We start from the raw sequence: 15,863 nt of genomic DNA on the forward strand, positions 1-15,863 counted from the left end.
AGGGCGCTCGCGAAGGCGCGAGCGAGAGCGCGCAGTCGGTGCTATCGGTCGTCGACGTCGTCGGAAAACCGCGATGTTAGGGGCATCGCGGTGGCGGCGCACGAGCGCCTTCAGTGGTATCTGGAGGATACCAATGTCAAGTAACAACTCGAGTCGCAAGGTCGTTACGGTGGATGAACAGGCATTCGAACGAACCGAAGACGCCGGCGTCGACGAGGACGGCTTCAAGGTCGTCGACGACAAACCGGAGTTCCGAGCGACGGTTCAGCAGGAAAAGCAGGCGAAGGTGGATTCCAACCACCCAGACGGCATCGTCCAGGACTTCTCGCACCTGCCCCTCGCGCAGGAAGAGAAGATTCGCGCCCGGGAGGCCGAACTGGACCACATCAGCGCCCAGGCGGAACTCGGCACCCAAGACGGGCGGGCGAAGCGAACTCGCAAGGTCGTCACCGAACGGCGACAGCGTAAGCGGGCGGAACGCACCCCGGACCGGACGGATCCGCGAGAGCGTCTCTCCCGGATGGAGCTGGCGAAGGTGAACCAGGAAGCAGACCGGATGGCACAGCGGCTTCGCACCGGTCACAGTCGGGCGGCCGTCTCGCGGGCGCTCGCAAAGCGGGTCGCCAAGGGGCAAGACATCACCAAAGCAGTGTTCGACACGATGGATGCACTCAAGGCGGCCCCCGGCGCCATCTGCCCGATCGAGGACGTCCCGGACGTGCAGACGGATGAGGTGAGCATCGAAGGAGAAGTCGTTCAGCTCTGGGATGCTTCCAGCCGGAAGATCGCTCAAGTGGGCTTGGTCGCGGACGACACCGGGAAAATCAAGTTCACCTCGTGGCGAAAATCGGAGCCTGCCTTCGTCCAAGAAGGGGACACCGTCCGAATGCGGGCGGTTAAGAAGAACTGGTACGAGGGACGATGTTCACTCGCCGTGACCTACGACAGTATGATCGTCTTCCCAGAACGCGACCGCCGCTGGTGGGAGGAGTAGGGGCAACGCCCTTTCTTTTTTCGTGAGTGCCGGACCGGCCCAGGCCCCACCGCCCCACCCACCGCTCCGTGCTCGCTCCCGCTGGTCGCTGCGCGCGCAGCCACAACCTCAAGAACCGAGCTGAGATGTATGTCAGAATTCGGGAATTCGCTAACCGCGTGTATCCGTCCGAAATAAAAAGCAACTACCGCCTAGAGAGGTTTTTAGGCTGACTAGAAACATAGAGGGAATATGGTTAAATCGGGAGACGTGGATCAGCGGTGGCAGGATCTATTGCGTAATCCACGAGAAGAGGTCCATCGTGAAATCAAAAGCTGGCTTGATCTGTCTGATAATGTGGACAAGGCAAACGTAGCAAAAGCGATGCTCGCATTAGCGAATTCTGGTGGGGGTCAGATTTTGATTGGATATGAGGAGGTCGGTGAATCATGGGAACCGGATCCATCTCGACCACATCCGATTGACCACTACGATCAAGATACGATTAATGGGATCGTTGAGAAGTTTGCTGAGCCCCAGTTTCACTGTGAAGTATACCATATTGAACATCCAGAATCTGGTGAAGTCTTTCCAATTATCGATGTACCGGGAGACCATCGGGTGCCGATTCGATCAGACAGTGCTGGCCCTGAAGACCAACACGTTACCTACAACACATATTATATTAGGCGGCCAGGGCCAGAAAGTGCAGCACCGAAGACAGGACGTGAGTGGGACGAATTGATTCGGCGGTGTGTCACTGCCTCACGTGATGATCTGTTAGATCGAATGCGAACCGTACTGACGGGGTTCGAAAAAGGAGCAAGTGAAGAAGAGATTGATCCGCTGGATCAGCTTGCTTCGTGGACTGAGGCTATGCGGGAAGACTGGGAAGCCAACGTGATGGACGAGTACGGAAATATGGATAATTCACCCTATCGTCACGGGTACTGGTCATTTGCTTACAGTCTGGATTCTGAGTTTGATCAGCCATCTCTCTCTGAGTTCTTAGATCTACTACGGGAGGTGAAAGGTCATGAAACGGGGTGGCCGGCGTGGCTGATCAGCGAGGATCAGGTACATCCCCGCGATGAGACAATCGAAGGGTGGTATACCGGCGGAACATTCGATGACCCAGCGCACGCAGACTACTGGCGTGCATCCCCAGACGGGATGCTGTTCTTGCTTCGTGGCTATCAGGAAGACAGCAAAGATGAACTTGAGCCAGGTACAGTTTTGGATTATATTCTCCCAATCTGGCGAGTCGGTGAATGCTTGCTACATGCGAAGCGGTTGGGGCGAGAACTCGGTGAGGAAAACACGTCGGTCACCGTGCAAGCCCGATGGACGGGACTAGAGGGACGAACACTGGGCTCAATTGAAAATCGCCGTGGACTTTTCCCTCCGATTGAAAGAGAATCACATCAAGCGACAGTTACGGCCAGTCAACGCTTCACTGTTCAAGATTTTGAAGACGCTCTACCGGAAGTGGTTGAGACCTTGACCCAACCGCTATACCAGATCTTTGATTTCTACGAGCCGCCATCCGATCTAATCCAGAATGAGCTGGACCGGATGCAAAGCCAGTAACAACGCTACTCTAGATGTTCATCCAATTCCCACGCACCTTCATCATCGTAATAGAAACCGGGATGATATCCGAACTGAGAGTTTGATAATGGTCGGAAAAGCGGTGTGAGTTGGTCACGGATACCGTCTTCATCGGACAGACTGAGAGGTGTGAGGCGCGAGGTGCGGTTAGGTTCAGGAAATGCTTCAACCCGGTCAACCTGCCGATGTTGGTCTATTGTCGCGTTCGTGAGATTTGTCCCACTGAGGATTGCATACACCTTCTCGCTGTGTTCATCAGGAAGGACGTCACGATAGAACTGGAGGACGGTGACGAGACTTAATTCAAGATCCTGTGAACTGACTGCATAGTCACAGTCGTATGAATGACCGGTTGGATAGCAGAGCCCGCTCCCCCGGGCCTCATATATGCCAGTATCATACAGAGTTGCCACTGAACTCAGGTCTTTTCGATTCTCGTAGCGAGCGACAATATGGTTCCATGTCGGATCCGCGTGTTCAAACAGTCTATCGGGCCGAAACGATGGTCGACACGTCGCGGGAACAGGCAGTTCCTCAAGTTCTGTGATATCGACAAGACGCGATCCATCAAGAGCACTTTCAGGAACAATATGGAACAAGAGCTGTGGAATTGCATCCTCTGAATTAAGCATATCGAAGCGCTGAAGGTGGTATTCGCGATATAATGTCGACCGATCAACCGCCGGATATTCACGGTTGAGTTCATGGAGACGCCGAAGATGTGAATCACTCATATGCTCCCCCTCTCACCTTAGATAAATATGTATTCGGTCCCCTGTTGTGGCCTTGAGTGCCGCCCCAGTTCCTGCATAGCCAGTTCATTGGTATAAGAATCAGACTCGGTCGCTGTACGCCATCGGTTCCGAGATATCTGAACCGTCTTGTAGAGGTTTATTCCACCCATAATGGGTGAAGGATTCGCTGTACTGGCGAGTTCCTGAACATGGTGAGAACGATGACTACCAGAGACATCTACGAAACTGGCTTCGACGAAGACGTCCAAACAGAGTCGAGCGCTACCCAGTGTCCAGAGTGTGACGGCCGGGTCACTACGAATGCGGTCGAAACGATCTGCGAGGACTGTGGACTTGTTATCGAGGAACAACGTATCGATCACGGGCCGGAGTGGCGGGCGTACGATGCAGACGAGCGCGAGCGAACAGGCGCACCACTCACTACAGCCCGTCACGATCGAGGCATCTCGACCGAGATCGGCCACGGAACCGACGCACACGGGAACGAACTCTCTGGTCAGAAACGCCGGCAGCTGGCCCGGATGCGACGTGAGCAGACCCGTGGTCGCTGGCGGTCCAAAGCGGAACGGAATCTCGCACACGGGTTGGGCGAGGTACGCCGGCTGGCGAGTGCGCTCGAGCTCTCTGAGTCGATTCGTGACCAGGCGTGCCAGCTCTTCCGGAGCGCTCAGAGCGAGGATCTGCTTCGAGGCAGATCCATCGAAGCCATCGGTGCAGCGAGTATCTACGGTACCTGTCGATGTAACCAACACCCGCTTCTCCTCGAGGATGTCGTCGACGCCGCCCGAGTCGAGTCCGCTCGTGTCACCAACGCCTACCGAACACTGAATCGCGAATTAGAGCTCCCAGCACCACCAATGCGCCCGACGTCGTTCATTCCACGCCTGATCTCGGCGCTGGAGTTAGACCACGACATTCGTCGGCGCGCGAACGAACTCGCAGAACGCGCCGAGGGGACAACCCTCACGAACGGCTGTCAGCCATCGGGCGTCGCGGCCGCCTGTGTCTATCTGGCTGCCCAAGAGCAGGGCGCGTTGATTACCCAATCCACCGTCGCGTCGGCAGCAGAGGTGTCAGTCGTGACGCTCCGAAGCCGGCGAGACGAACTCCAAGCGATCTGAGACGCCTCCGGTAGAGGAATACCTACATACAGGCAGAGAGTCTACAAGGGGGTATGGATCTGGACGAGACTGTCGAGTATCTGTCGACAGAACTCGATATCGAGCGGAGTGAGCACGTTCGCGAGGTCGGTCGAGCGGTCGCCGAGCTCCGTGACTGAATCGGTCTCAGGCGGTCAGATTTATCCCGTCGTCGCCGAATCCGTCCCCGCATTTTCTCACCCCTGAGTTTAAATACCAAACCGGGGGAAACGCGGAGCGAATCGATGACTGACCACAACTCAGACCGAGAGGCGTTCCAACCTGTCGGGGAGGGCGCTCTGGTGCCGGACCCAGCGCTGGATCAGCCAGCAGACGGCCAGCCAAGCCGCCAGCGTGAAGCCTCGCATTCGGGTGGGTATCCGGACGGAACAACCGACACAGACCGATCCTGTGTCTCCTGTGGCGCATCGATCCCGGCGTCGCAACGAAAATGCCGGTTCTGTCTCGAACACGAACTTGACGGCGCGTCGGAGTCGGGTGCTGCGAGTTCCGAGCAGACACTGCGTGGTGTGATCCACTTCCTCGTCGAATCGGGGACGTTCTACGGCGCCGTGGCAAGGGGAGCAGCAGCAGCGACACTTCTCTCGTCAGGTCACGACCAGCCCATCGACGACTGTACGCTCATCTACGATCTCGACGACGAGCCCGCACCCCAGCTAACCGAGCGCTGGCCTACGCTCCCCGCTGCTACTGAGGTGACCGCAGCGGCTGGCGACGCGTTACTAACAGCGGCCCGTGAGCGGACAGCGTGGAACGAGAGGAGCGATCGTTCTCAGACGGAGATTCCACGCGTCTATGACGAGCGTGGCCAGGGAATTCGCGATGAGTCGTCCCTCGAGCACACGCTCGACGACAGCGATCAGCTGTGGATCGTCCCAGCAATCGCTGTGGAAACAGTACCCCGCGAAACGAAATCCTCCAGTACCAGAGCTGAAATCCCGACCGTAACAGCCCTCGAGTGCCAGCACTGTACGAAAGAAACAGAACATCGCTTCAGTACACGCGAGTCGCTCCCTGACGAGACCTGGACGGGCCAACCAATCTGGGAGTGCCAAGTGTGTGGCACAGGTCGCTACGGGCCTGCTCCCGAATAGGGCAGTAGGAATCTCACCGTTTAACCAACAGTCTCCGATGGAGATGGCTTCTGTTGGTTAACACGGTGAGTACCCGCAAGTCCGACGTCAGTCATAGCGGGCGTTCATTCGGCAGGTTCGCAGCGGCCTGTCTCTACAAAGCGGGGCGGGAACAGGGGGTGTGGGTAACGCACCGTGACATCGCCAAGTCCGGAAACGTCACGCCGACCACGGCCTGGACGCATCACCAGAGGTTCGATGAACTCGCTGTCTAGACGGGCCAGGTAGGGAGCGAGGGCGCTCCATTCTTCCAGTGGATCGCATCTAGCGCGGGCGGGAACTGCTGTAGTCGGTCATCGAGGACGGCGAGTGGGTGCGCATCGAGAAACGTCGCCTTGTGCCGATCAACCGGCGTGTCTTCGTGATTGAGTTGGATATGACAGGGCCCAAGGTCCGGATGGTCGGCATCTTGGTGGAATCCGAGCATCAGATTTCGGTCCGGTTCGACCCAGTTTATGCGGTAGTATTCGTGGTCGACGCCGGCGGGGTACCAGAAGCGAATCTCCAGTCGTGCTGTCGCCGCGTCGTACGAGTCACTCAGGAACGTCGTCGGATCGACACCCGCGATGACGTACCGGGGTCGGCGTCGAGACGGGCGATAGCGGACCTCTTCACACCCTGGCTGGTTCGTCAATCGGTCGTGAACGTCGCGGAGGAGGGTCCGCTGTGTATAGCGGTCGCGACCGGCAAGAAAGATCATTCTGTGAGAGAGGAGGGTTAGCTCGTGGCGCGGTCAGCCACGTCGGTCATCTGCTCGCGGGCAGCTTCGACGTCGGAGTAGAGTTCCAGTGCGTGCTTGATGAGGCGGCGATCCTCCTCGTTCTCACGCCAGAACGCGATGACGTCGCGGCGGTCCCGGAGCTCCGCACTTGTGAGGTCGCCGTCGGCGAGCGACTGTTCAAGCTCTTCCCACGTCTCGACGTCGTAGGTCGCCTGCCACTCCTCGATCTCCTCGGTAATCGCGGCCAATTCACTCCGCAGCTCCTCGCGGGTATTTTCCTCGATGAGCGTGCGGATCTCCTCGAAGAGCAGTCGCGTGTAGTCCGGTTGGTAGCGCGTCGTCTCGCCGGCCTCGACGCGACGCAACTGGCCCTGGTCGACGAGGTCCTGAAGTTCCTCGTTGGTCGTGCTCCAGGCGGCGTCGGCCTGCTCGCTGATCCAGTTAACTGAGCGGGGTTCGCGAAGTGACTCGGCGACCGCCCGAATGCGGTCGCGGGCGCTCATCGACTCAGTCCACGATTGGACCCCATCTCGCGAGGATTCGGTCATGGTTGGCACCTCTTGGGACAGTGTTCGCGCCCTACTCCCATATATGTTTGTACTGTCTCGCATAATCAAGAATGCCTTGCGGGCGAAGGCGTCCGGACGTTGAAATGCGATACCGACAGAAGGTATGGCCAACCGATGTACGACCGATATTCTGACGTTGAGGAACTACGGCCGACCGGCGAGGCATCCCACAGCCCGGACACAATGTTGGACGACGGGTGTGAGAGTGACCTCCTGGCGGCAACGCGTCGCGACGAGCACTGGTGGCGACCTGATGCGACGACGACAGTCACGTGGAGTGTCTATCCGCGCCGGCGAGTGGTGAGGCGCTACCGATGAATCAGCAAGTCGAACAGGGCTACTGGATGCATCGTGTACTCAGCAATCTCAGCCGCCTCGACGTCGAGCGGTTGGACGACGCGGATCGAGAGCGAGTCGAGACTGCAAGAGACCTCCTGGAAGAAGTGAGCCTACTCACGGGACCAGAGGACGGGAGCGGACCAGACGCCCCAACAGACGACTGATCGTCATCGCCGTCGACGCCAGGGGCACTTCCAGTGTCGGTTTATCGCCCCCCAAGAGGGGTGCGGGGCTTCCCGCGAGTCCAGACATGGCGACACTACAAGCTGCGACGACGTCAACCGGCGCGATCGTATCGGATCCACAGGCTGTCCGCGAACTCTGTGAGAGCTACTGCTTCGGGACGCTCGACTGGGAGGTCACCGACAAGGGCGAACTCACCATCTGGGGGTACGATGACTTCGAAGTGTACGAGGCGCGGGAGAACGGCCTCCCGGACTACGAGGGCGGCATCGTGACCCACGAATTCTTGCGAGAACTTGCCGACCACCTCGAAGCTGACGAGGAACTCGACATCCAGACAGCGGGGTTCACGAAGTGTCGCTTCCCAGTGCTGGCGAAGCGGTACGTCGTTCGCGACGGCGAAGTCCTCTACGCGGATCTCAGTTCCCCCGAACCAATCGAGGAGTAGCGTTGTTCGTCCCCCGAGAGGGGTGCGGGGCGATCCAGTAGCGGTCGCCCCGTGAGGTGATTGCTCGATGGGCCACCGCGCACTCGTTGCGTACGAACGCACAGACGGACAGTACACGCTCCACTACAGCCATTGGGGCGCAGCGAACCTCAAGCTCAAGCACCGAATTTCGGCTGAGTCGCCGTTCGGTGGCGACGACACCAACTCCAAGTGGGCGAAACAGCTGCTGGCTGAACTGGCCGATGGCCTCGAGGCAGATGCGGTCGACGGCTACCTCGCTGACGAGGATCGACCGTCGACGGTCGTCGAGCCGAAGCCCCGCGCCACCGGGCTCACCCTCGACGAGATCATCGCTGACCATCTCGACTACCTCCACCACGAGGCGTTCTACGTGGTGTCACCGACCTTCGAGGTGACCGCCTACCGGACGCTGTGGTTCGGCCTGCAGTACGATTCAGAGACAATCGACAACGGTGAGACGGTCGGGAACGGGGCGCTCGCGACCGTTCGGTGGCACGACGGCGAGCCGGTCGGCGACGGCCATCTGAAGGGGCAGTTCCGGGCGCTGAAGGACGTCGTCGGCGATATGGTCGACAAGGGGGTGTTCACGCCGTCGACGGCGAGGCAGTACCTCAAGCAGAAACTCGGCGAGTGGGTCGGCGAGCGCCAGGAACTGCGCATCCCTGGTGGTGAATCACCGTCGAAAACTGCGTCAGTCGACCGATTATAACGCCAATCCCTTTCTGAGTCCCCACGAACGTCTGGATATGTCAGATCGGGCTGATGACGAGGTGCGAGTATGGCTCGTCGAACGTACCTACTCCGATGATGAACAGAACCTAATCATCCTCACCTACGCGACACCCGACGGCAAACAGTATTATCGGAAAGAGCGGGCACTCACGTCCTTCACCGATATTCGAGATACGACAGCGGCAGTCGATGCGGGGCCCGGCAATCTCGGCACGGTTGATGACCCCGATCTCCAGGACCAATACGCGGCCGAAGCGCAGCGAATGCAGGAGGTCCACGACCCGAACGACGTGATCTGATGCTCACCAGTAGACGTAGTCCCGTGCCATTGGTTATGTCGGAGGAGGCCGTAGACGGGGTATGCGCGAACTCGTCTTCGCCCTCGAATACGAGCCGGGGTGCAATAGGGTGGCGGATGCCCTTGCCGACTACCCCGACGCCCGTGTCCGCTCGCTTTCGTTGCACGCGACTGCCGACCAACTTTGGCGAGTCGACCATGCCACCGGCACTCCGGACGCACTCGACGCCATCGAGGACGCGTTTCGAAACAGCGACTACTACGCCGACTGTCTCGCCACCGAGGACTGCGGCGCCACCCAGACCACCCGCGTCCTTGACCGCACGGACGACACGCTCGTCCTCTACTCCGACTGGGAGCGAACCCCCACCTGCGCCTCGGTTCCCCACATCGCCCGCGACCATCTCGGGGACGGCGTGCTGTTCGAGACCCGTCATGAGGGCCGCCACTACACGTGGCGACTCATCCACTCGGGCGACGGCGACGTGGCGGCATTCTTCGACTCCCTCGAGGTTGCCGTCGAAGAATGCGCTCAGATGGAGATGCTCCGCACCGCGGACACGACGACAGCAGCTGGAGGAAGCGACGAAACACCGAGCGGATTACCCCCGGCGCAGGAAGCCGCCCTCCAAGCCGCCGTCGAACACGGCTACTACGAGTCGCCCCGCGAGGTCGATGTCGGCGAGTTGGCCGAGCATCTCGACGTGCCTCGGTCAACACTTACCTACCGGCTCCGTCGGGCGGAAGAACATTTGGCGAAGCAACACGTCGCCGGCGAGCGGGTAGCGGAAGAACGGCTGGCATCGCACTGACACCGCGGTTGGAATATTCCAACAAAGACATATCGAACTCCCGCTCCTACCGTGAGGTGATGACAGAGAATTCCGATGTGGATACAGCGGGACCACCGAACGGCGGCGGGCAGCGGGAGTTGACTGCCCGTCTCACGGTCCCCGAGATGGACTGTCCGTCGTGTGCGCAAAAAGTCGACAAGAGCCTCCAGCGCGTCGACGGCGTCGTTGAGGCCACGCTCCAGCCGACCACCGGGACAGCTACCATCAAGTACGATCCGGACCGGACTACCAAAGCCGACGTCGTCGCGGCGATCGAAGCCGCCGGCTATGACGTGATCGGCGGAGCAGACGACGAAACCGACGAGTCTGCCGACGGCGTCGATATCGCGCCACCTTCGGAGGTCTGGACGAGTTCTCGCGCGAAGAAGACGTGGCTCGGCGCAGCGTTCGTCATCCTTGGTCTAGTCTTCGAGTTCCTTCTCACCGGCCAGAACGTCGCGATAGCGAGCATCCTCGACTACCCGCTACACATCGCAGATGTCCTGTTCCTCGGTGCCGTCGCGGCCAGTGGCATCCCGGTCGTCCGCAGCGGGTACTACTCCGCGAAGAACCGAAGCCTCGACATCGACCTCCTGATGGGGACAGCGATCATCGCCGCAACCGGCATCGGCTACTTCGTCGAGGCCGCGACGCTGGCCGTCCTGTTCAGCATCGCCGAACTGCTCGAGGACTATGCGATGGACAGGGCACGGGATTCTCTGCGCGAGCTGATGGAACTCTCGCCCGACGAGGCGACCGTCCGTCGCGATGGTGAGGAAGTGACCGTTTCCGTCGAGGAGGTCGACGTTGGCGAGACCGTCGTCGTCCGCCCTGGCGACAAGATTCCGCTCGACGGGACGGTCATCGAAGGCGAGAGTGCAGTCGACCAGTCGCCGATCACGGGCGAGAGCGTCCCCGTCGACAAGACCACCGGCGACGAGGTGTACGCCGGCGCGATCAACGAAGAGGGGTACCTCGAGGTAGAGGTCACCTCGACCGCTGGCGATTCGACGCTCTCGCGTATTATCGAAATGGTACAGGGCGCACAGGCGAAGAAGACCGAGTCTGAGCAGTTCGTCGACAGCTTCTCCGGCTACTACACACCCCTCGTCGTCGTGCTGGCAATCCTGACCGCCGCTATCCCGCCGCTGGTTATCGCTGATCCGGTGGCGGTGGACCTAGCCGGTTACGGGTTCACCTTCGCGGGCGACTGGCAGACGTGGTTCATCCGTGGGCTCACGCTGCTGGTGATCGCCTGCCCGTGTGCGTTCGTCATCTCCACACCCGTCTCGGTGGTGTCGGGCATCACGAGCGCCGCGAAGAACGGCGTCCTGATCAAGGGCGGAAATTACCTGGAAGCGATGGGCGAGGTCGACGCCGTCGCCGTCGACAAGACCGGGACGCTCACCAAGGGCGAACTCGCCGTCACCGACGTCGTTCCGGTGGGTGACACTACGGAGGACGATCTGCTCCGTCGCGCCGCTGGGCTGGAGCAGCGCAGTGAGCATCCCATTGCTACGGCGATTCTCGCCCGTGCTGAGGAGGCGGGCGTGGGCAACCTGCCCGACCCGACGGGTTTCGAGAGCCTCACTGGGAAGGGCATCCGCGGCGAGATCGGCGGCGAGACGTACTATGCGGGCAAGCCCGCGCTCTTCGAGGAACTGGGCTTCGACCTCGCTCGGGCACGCCGCGAGACGGACGGCGGCGTTATGACGGAAGAGGCGACCGAGGGCGAGAACGGGGCGTTCGCCGAGGATGCCCTCTCCGCGCTGGAGCGGGAGGGCAAGACTGTCGTTATCGTCGGGACGGAGTCGAAACTGCTGGGTGCGATCGCCATCGCCGACGAGGTTCGCCCGGCCTCGAAGCGGGCCGTCGAACGCCTGCACGAGCTGGGCGTCGAGCGCGTGGTGATGCTCACCGGCGACAACGAGGGCACCGCCCGCGCAATCGCCGAGCAGGTCGGGGTCGACGAGTATCGCGCAGAACTCCTGCCCGACGAGAAGGTCGACGCTGTCGAGGAGTTACAGGCAGAGTACGGTGATGTCGCGATGGTCGGTGACGGCATCAACGACGCGCCCGCGCTCGCCACCGCGGAGGTCGGCATCGCGATGGGCGCGGCCGGCACCGACACCGCTCTCGAGACGGCCGATATTGCGTTGATGGGCGACGACGTCGGGAAACTCCCGTACCTGTACGACCTGTCGCATACGGCCAACGGGGTGATCCGGCAGAACATCTGGGCGAGTCTCGGCGTGAAGTTCCTGCTCGCGCTGGGCGTGCCACTGGGGCTGGTCAGCGTTGCGTTGGCGGTCGTTGTCGGTGATATGGGGATGAGCCTCGGTGTCACCGGGAACGCGATGCGGTTGTCGCGAATCGAGCCCGATCGGTTCTCCGACACCTGACTCTGCGGCGGGAAGTGCGGGCAGGACGCTCCTCTTTCGCGACTTTCCTGCGCTCTATCGAGACAATTTGCAGTTTGTCTGGGGCAGTAGAGACTGAGCCCCACCGCAGGCTCTGATTTGATGCCCGAGAATCCAGACGACGATCCACTCCACGATTGCGAGTTAAGTCCCGACGCAGTCCTCGGGACGCGCACCTTCCACGATGTCCTGTTCACTGACGATACCGAGACGCCGGTAAACGTGCTCACCGGCGAGACACCCGCACATTCGCAGGCGACCGTCGAGGAAGCGAAGGCGTTCGCTACGAGTATCGATACGGACACACCACAAATCGCGCTCCCGGCCTCTGTCGAGACGCAGATCGAAACCCAGAGCCAACCCTACACGGCGGCCGCGTTCTTCCACTTCAAGGCGACCGGGTCGCTCGAACTGCACCGTGCCTACCACGCCGCCTACGACTCCGACGCGTTCAGCACCGACTTCGAGGCCGACTACGAGTCGGGCGACCTGACGATCACCGTCGAGCAGACTGCCGATTCCTGAACGCGGTCTCCCGAAGCGAGGTTTTTCGAGCGCCGGCGATGGGTGCCGGCGCACCGAGCAGACAGCGCCGAGCGGCGCCCGGTGAGTCGGCACTCCGAGGTGAACCAGATGCATATGGTCATCTACGCGCTGGTGGAAGCACCGACACAGCACGACGCCCTGGTCGAGGGGAAAGCAGTCTTCGACCGTCTCGTCGGCGCGAATCCCCACGGCTGCGCCGTGTTTGATTACTACGTCACGTTCGATGAAGACGACACGACGGTCGCCGGGAAGGCCCGCTGGGGTGACCTGCCGACGGCGGCCCCCATCAACTCAGAGGAGGGCGGTGAACTGCTCGACCGGGCTTGGAAGGCCACGAAAGAGGAGTTTCAGCGGAATCTCGACCGCGTGAAGGAGGCGCTCGACGAGCTCAGCGACGAGGCGATCATGCGCGACGAGGACCTCGCCCGCCACGCGTTCCACCAGGTCGGCGCGTACGAAGGGCCCTCAATCCCGATGTACGACCAGCACGCCCAGGGGATTCGGCATCGAGGCCAGCTCGACCGAGTCCTCGAGGAAGACGAGGACAGCCAGACGCTCTGGATCGTCCCCGCAGACGTTCATTTCTGACCAACGATGCCACGAATCACCAACTGGTCACGAGAGAGTCGCTCACCAACACTCGCGTATCGAAACACCGAGACTGGAGCGCGAGCTGTTCTACACCGGGCGCCGGATTCATACCGGTACAAGTGGCGCGGAGCGATCCTCGTCGACGGCTACCCGATCTGGTCGCGAGGCTTCGAGACGAAGGAGGCGACAACGTTCCGGGATGCGCTTCGGGAGCGGCCAGCGCCCGAACTGAACTGTCCGGAGTGTCCAAACGACGACGTCCTCGTCGGTGAGAAGACAGCTGATGGAGCGACGGTACAGCGCTGGTACGACTGTCCGGACTGTGGGTACGAAGCCCCCTCGCGCATCGTCTACGGCCCTGAACGCTGAGGACGTACACACGCAGGGTGTTTTTCGGCCGGGGCGGAGAGAGTGACCCGGTCGAACCGGGTCGGTCCAACAATGAGTCTCGAAGTACTCGACCGACACAGCGAGGCACTGTTCGAGTTCCTCTGGTGTCCCGTCTGCGGGCAGGAAGTGTTCACCCACATTCCCTTCGAGGGAGTGTTCTGCAAGAACTGTAACACGCAGGTCGTCCTCCAAGAGTCTCGAGAAGACCGTGGCTACGAGGAGGCTGTGCTCGCGTGCTTCGACACCGACTCAACGTGGAACCTTCACGTCGACGAGAAGCTCCGCCGCGACCTGCCTGACGGCTCGGCACGGGCAAAAATCCTCGGTGCACCGGGTGCCTATGAGATCGACTGGTGGAGTCCAGCACCTGGGGAGGATTGGGAGCCGGTCGAGCGTGGTGAATTCGACGACGTGGAGGAACCAGACGAGGTGTCACATCTCGCGTAGCGGATTGCAATCCCGCTACGACTGTGTGGTGTTGTTTCAGCGCCGGCGATGGGTGCCGGCGCACACGCGCCGGCGAGTACCGATGTCGACACGGAGCCAACTCCGATTCGTCCAACGAGTCGAACAGACCGGTGAGACAGATGGCAGCGCCGACCGCGTCGCGCAGGTGTACCGGCATTCGGACGGGTATCCCGGGAGCGTCCTCCGGGATCTCGCACAACTGAAAGAGCTGCTCGATGCGACCCGCGCAGAGCGTGGCCCGGGCTACACGGCGGCGACCTTCGTGTTCCTCGACAAGCTCTCGACGGTCGACCTCTACCTGGATGGCGACCCAGAGCGAACGATCGACGCGGCTCAGCCAGCGGATCTCCTCGAGCCGTCCAATATGGAGCACCTGGACCAGCCGCTGTTCCTGCTGGGCCACGGCGTCGAGAATCCGGCCGACGGCATCCACGGCGACGAGGAGTACCTCTACGTCGTCGAACTCCCGACGGAGAACCCGTTCGACGAGCCGACCGAGTGGACAGTCAAAGTGAGCGGTCACTCCGCGTTCCCCCGCTGGGACGGCCCGACCGACGAGGCCTTCGAGCAGGCGAGCTGGCAGTTCCACGGGTCGCTCGAGGACGCGCTCGCAGAACTGGTCCGGGACGAAGCAGTCGTCAAGTAAAATCCCAAATCGTATTTATACAGTTAGGGTTTAGAAAGACCCAGATGATTTCGAAGGCCGGACTCGCCGTGCTTGACGCGCTGAGTACCGGCCGTGAAGCAACACCGGCGGAACTCGCGGCCGAAACCGGATATTCACGAGACCATCTGTACGACGTACTCAACGAATTGCTCGCAGCGGGATTGCTCACAGAAACCCGTGGGTCCAGCAATCAGCGTCGTGTCCGCATCGCGGAACATCCAGTTACCGAAGCGTATCGAACGCTGCAGTCGGAGTTCAGCCACGTAGACTGGACGGAACTGCTCTCCCCAGCCACACTCCGCGTGTGTTGGTATCTCGATAGACCACGACACATCGCTGATATCGCAGACCGGCTCGGAATCACTCGACAAGGTGTCCACAGCGCGTTATCACCGCTCAAGCACCGAGCACTACTCTCCAGATCTGATTCGAAGTACGCCCTTCATGACGAAGTCTCGCCGCTGTTGGCGTTCGCCCGGGCTACTGTAGAGCACGAACATCGAGCCCGAGTCCGGGAAATCGCTCCCAGTGCCACGATCGCGTGGTGCGATCCGAAGCGAGCACTCGTTCGCCTGCAGACCGACGAGGATACGGACGCACTCCAAGCAGCTCCGGACTGGGAGATGACCGGACTGGGTCGGTTTACAGCGTATGGTCTACAGTTTTTCCTCGCCGGCGAGCCTCCGTTCTGGTATGCTCCGGACGAAGACCTAACGCCTGCTGAAGTCGTATGCCATACGCTCCTTCTGGATAGCGGATCTAGGCGGGTCAGCTATTCGATGCTGCTGATCGAGGCGGAGGATATCGATCAGGAGACACTCGTCGAGACCGCACAGTGGTACGACCTGGAACCCACTGTGAAAGCGTTGTATCGGCCACTTCAGGGCGACTTCGACAGAACAGATGATCTGCCAGTCATCCTCCCAAAAAAGAACGAATATATGGCACTCAAAGACCAGTACGGAGTCGCGTAACACCAACCACGCAGTCTGGCGGAAAATTGCG

Annotated in this window: 19 protein-coding genes and 1 pseudogene; 17 read left to right on the plus strand and 3 right to left on the minus strand. The window is 60.6% G+C overall.

What is annotated here, in order from left to right; genetic code table 11:
* Positions 1–133: 133 nt before the first annotated feature.
* A complete protein-coding gene (locus EPL03_RS17290; RefSeq protein ID WP_004594516.1) occupies positions 134–994 on the plus strand; it encodes a hypothetical protein in 861 nt (286 codons plus the stop codon).
* A 231-nt stretch (positions 995–1,225) separates the two neighbouring features.
* Positions 1,226–2,563 carry an AlbA family DNA-binding domain-containing protein gene (locus tag EPL03_RS17295; protein WP_011222445.1) on the plus strand — a complete coding sequence of 446 codons (1,338 nt, stop codon included), beginning with the start codon at positions 1,226–1,228 and terminating at the stop codon, positions 2,561–2,563.
* Between the two features lie 5 nt (positions 2,564–2,568).
* On the opposite strand, the gene EPL03_RS17300 is transcribed toward EPL03_RS17295, so the two are convergent.
* Entirely contained in the window at positions 2,569–3,318 is a 750-nt protein-coding gene (locus tag EPL03_RS17300) for a hypothetical protein (RefSeq protein ID WP_011222446.1), read from the minus strand.
* A gap of 221 nt (positions 3,319–3,539) precedes the next feature.
* Here EPL03_RS17300 and EPL03_RS17305 point away from each other — a divergent pair, with 221 nt between their 5' ends.
* The 3 genes and pseudogenes from EPL03_RS17305 to EPL03_RS20520 all read left to right on the plus strand — a co-directional run.
* Complete coding sequence (locus EPL03_RS17305; RefSeq protein ID WP_049938512.1) at positions 3,540–4,460, plus strand: transcription initiation factor IIB; 921 nt, start codon at positions 3,540–3,542, stop codon at positions 4,458–4,460.
* A gap of 263 nt (positions 4,461–4,723) precedes the next feature.
* Positions 4,724–5,593 (plus strand): biosurfactant protein 1, encoded by an 870-nt coding sequence (locus EPL03_RS17310; RefSeq protein WP_011222448.1) that lies wholly within the window; start codon positions 4,724–4,726, stop codon positions 5,591–5,593.
* Between the two features lie 93 nt (positions 5,594–5,686).
* Positions 5,687–5,847, plus strand: a pseudogene (locus EPL03_RS20520) (transcription initiation factor IIB family protein); the annotation flags it as partial.
* On the opposite strand, the gene EPL03_RS20760 reads toward EPL03_RS20520, so the two are convergent.
* Together EPL03_RS20760 and EPL03_RS17325 are read right to left on the minus strand one after the other, a co-directional pair.
* Entirely contained in the window at positions 5,844–6,332 is a 489-nt protein-coding gene (locus EPL03_RS20760; protein ID WP_011222449.1) for a hypothetical protein, read from the minus strand. The pseudogene EPL03_RS20520 and the gene EPL03_RS20760 sit on opposite strands and share 4 nt — an antisense overlap.
* 17 nt (positions 6,333–6,349) lie before the next feature.
* On the minus strand, positions 6,350–6,901 hold the full coding sequence (locus tag EPL03_RS17325) for a DUF7342 family protein (protein ID WP_049938513.1): 552 nt from the start codon (positions 6,899–6,901) through the stop codon (positions 6,350–6,352).
* Between the two features lie 335 nt (positions 6,902–7,236).
* Here EPL03_RS17325 and EPL03_RS17330 point away from each other — a divergent pair, with 335 nt between their 5' ends.
* From EPL03_RS17330 to EPL03_RS17385, 12 genes are all read left to right on the plus strand, one after another.
* Positions 7,237–7,425: a hypothetical protein gene (locus EPL03_RS17330; protein WP_004594506.1), complete on the plus strand. Its 189-nt coding sequence runs from the start codon at positions 7,237–7,239 to the stop codon at positions 7,423–7,425.
* Between the two features lie 86 nt (positions 7,426–7,511).
* Complete coding sequence (locus EPL03_RS17335; RefSeq protein WP_004594505.1) at positions 7,512–7,892, plus strand: hypothetical protein; 381 nt, start codon at positions 7,512–7,514, stop codon at positions 7,890–7,892.
* 67 nt (positions 7,893–7,959) lie between these two features.
* On the plus strand, positions 7,960–8,622 hold the full coding sequence (locus tag EPL03_RS17340; RefSeq protein ID WP_004594504.1) for a DUF6735 family protein: 663 nt from the start codon (positions 7,960–7,962) through the stop codon (positions 8,620–8,622).
* A 37-nt stretch (positions 8,623–8,659) separates the two neighbouring features.
* Positions 8,660–8,944 (plus strand): hypothetical protein, encoded by a 285-nt coding sequence (locus tag EPL03_RS17345; RefSeq protein ID WP_004594503.1) that lies wholly within the window; start codon positions 8,660–8,662, stop codon positions 8,942–8,944.
* Between the two features lie 61 nt (positions 8,945–9,005).
* A complete protein-coding gene (locus EPL03_RS17350; protein WP_004594502.1) occupies positions 9,006–9,755 on the plus strand; it encodes a helix-turn-helix domain-containing protein in 750 nt (249 codons plus the stop codon).
* Positions 9,756–9,814: 59 nt separating this feature from the next.
* On the plus strand, positions 9,815–12,178 hold the full coding sequence (locus tag EPL03_RS17355) for a heavy metal translocating P-type ATPase (protein WP_011222451.1): 2,364 nt from the start codon (positions 9,815–9,817) through the stop codon (positions 12,176–12,178).
* 120 nt (positions 12,179–12,298) lie between these two features.
* Positions 12,299–12,721 carry a hypothetical protein gene (locus EPL03_RS17360; protein ID WP_011222452.1) on the plus strand — a complete coding sequence of 141 codons (423 nt, stop codon included), beginning with the start codon at positions 12,299–12,301 and terminating at the stop codon, positions 12,719–12,721.
* Positions 12,722–12,829: 108 nt separating this feature from the next.
* Positions 12,830–13,330 carry a PX domain-containing protein gene (locus EPL03_RS17365; protein WP_011222453.1) on the plus strand — a complete coding sequence of 167 codons (501 nt, stop codon included), beginning with the start codon at positions 12,830–12,832 and terminating at the stop codon, positions 13,328–13,330.
* A gap of 6 nt (positions 13,331–13,336) precedes the next feature.
* The gene (locus EPL03_RS17370) at positions 13,337–13,702 is read left to right on the plus strand and encodes a DUF7568 family protein (protein WP_011222454.1); all 366 of its coding nucleotides are present in this window, start codon (positions 13,337–13,339) and stop codon (positions 13,700–13,702) included.
* Between the two features lie 72 nt (positions 13,703–13,774).
* On the plus strand, positions 13,775–14,170 hold the full coding sequence (locus tag EPL03_RS17375; RefSeq protein ID WP_011222455.1) for a DUF7567 family protein: 396 nt from the start codon (positions 13,775–13,777) through the stop codon (positions 14,168–14,170).
* A gap of 82 nt (positions 14,171–14,252) precedes the next feature.
* Complete coding sequence (locus EPL03_RS17380; RefSeq protein WP_011222456.1) at positions 14,253–14,837, plus strand: hypothetical protein; 585 nt, start codon at positions 14,253–14,255, stop codon at positions 14,835–14,837.
* A 44-nt stretch (positions 14,838–14,881) separates the two neighbouring features.
* On the plus strand, positions 14,882–15,832 hold the full coding sequence (locus EPL03_RS17385) for a hypothetical protein (RefSeq protein WP_011222457.1): 951 nt from the start codon (positions 14,882–14,884) through the stop codon (positions 15,830–15,832).
* Positions 15,833–15,863 lie beyond the last annotated feature (31 nt).

The sequence above is a fragment of the Halorussus halobius genome (assembly GCF_004765805.1).
In the GTDB taxonomy this organism is placed as follows: Archaea; Halobacteriota; Halobacteria; order Halobacteriales; family Haladaptataceae; genus Halorussus; species Halorussus halobius.